Here is a 1,520-nt window from a genome sequence, read left to right as displayed (position 1 = left end):
CGGTGAGCTCGGTTTCATGTTCGGGGCCGGCGATCTCGATGAAAACCTTGCCGGTGGCGTCGGCCGGCATCGCTTCCAGCGCGGTCGCGATGGCCGGCAGTGCGCTTTCGTCGCCGGCCAGCAAGTGCCAGTCAGCGGCCGGGTCGGGCGCATAGGCTCCGCCCGGACCCATCAGGTAGACCGGTTGGCCGGGCTCAGCGGCGGCCGCCCACGGACCCGCGACCCCGTGCTCGCCGTGCACCACGACATCGATGCTGACCTCGCCGGCCGCCGGGTCGGCGCGGCGCACCGTCATGGTCCGGATGACCGGGCGCCGGTCCGCGGGCAGCATGTCGAAACTGTCCAGCGTCAGGGGCTGTGGCAGCGTGCCCGTGTCGACGTCCTCGCCGAAGTACAGGATCTTGACGTAGGAGTCGGTGAATTCGCTGGGGGTGAAGGTCTCGAACCCGGTTCCCCATCCACCTTGGCCCAGCACCACCCGAACCATCTGCGGTGTGAGTTGCTCGGTGCGGGCAATTTCGAACGTGTGCACCGGTCGACCCGCCACACTGCCTCCCTGTTGGTCGTCTGCCGCCCTGGCTGACTATACGAGCTACCGTGACACACGCAGCACTCCGCCTTCAGTGGTGCATCACCGTGCCAAATGCACACGTTGCCGACCTGCCCGGCACAATCTGGTCCGACAAGGTATACAATTTTCTGGATCTCGACAGCGGGCCTACCGGCCCGCCCGGGTGATCCGCCAACGGCCGTCGCAGCGCTCCGCCAGCCCGGCCACCTCCAGCATCGCCAGCGGGCCGAGCACCTGTTCGGGCGCCAGACCCGATGCGACAGAAATCTGATCGACGGTGACGACGCCCCGGCCCGGTAGCGCCTCGTACACCCGCCGCTCAGCAGGGCTGAGGCCGTCCAGTGGACTGCTGGGGCGCTGCGGCTCGTCGGCCAGCTCGCCGGCCCGGCCCACCAACTCGACCACTTCGTCAGCCCGGGTAACCAGTTCTGCGCCCGCGCGCAGCAGCGCGTGGCAACCCGCCGACGCCGAGCTGGTCACGGGCCCGGGCACCGCGGCCACCGGCCGCCCCAGCAGCCGCGCCCAGGCGGCGGTGTTGGCGGCGCCGCTGCGCAGCCCGGCCTCCACCACCACCGCCGCGCCGGAGAGCGCCGCGACCAGCCGATTGCGGGTCAAAAACCGGTGCCGGTAGGGCCGCACCCCCGGCGGGTACTCGCTGACCAGCAACCCGTGCTGACCGATCCGATGCAGCAGCGCCGAATGCCCTGACGGATACGGTATGTCGATTCCGCCGGCAAGCACCGCCACGGTGACTCCATCGGAGGCCAGCGCCGCGCGGTGCGCTGTGCCGTCGATGCCGTAGGCGCCGCCGGAGACCACCGCCACGTCGCGTTCGGTCAGTCCCGCAGCCAGGTCAGCCGTCACCTGCTCGCCGTAGGCGGTGGCGGCACGGGTTCCGACGATGGCCGCGGCGCGCTGAACCGTCTCGTCGAGGCGAAGCGGCCCCAGC

Annotated in this window: 2 protein-coding genes; both read right to left on the bottom strand. The window is 70.7% G+C overall.

Going from position 1 to position 1,520, the window contains the following annotated elements; genetic code table 11:
* The coding region (locus AC2VON_RS19150; protein WP_486954363.1) for a siderophore-interacting protein at nucleotides 1–547 on the bottom strand (547 nt) is incomplete at its 3' end.
* A gap of 171 nt (nucleotides 548–718) precedes the next feature.
* Nucleotides 719–1,520 (bottom strand): DNA-processing protein DprA (gene dprA, locus AC2VON_RS19145; RefSeq protein WP_486954362.1); only part of this gene is annotated, 802 nt, incomplete at its 5' end.

The organism is Mycobacterium sp. TH-M82, from assembly GCF_057473605.1.
This window is presented reverse-complemented; position numbering and strand designations above follow the sequence as displayed.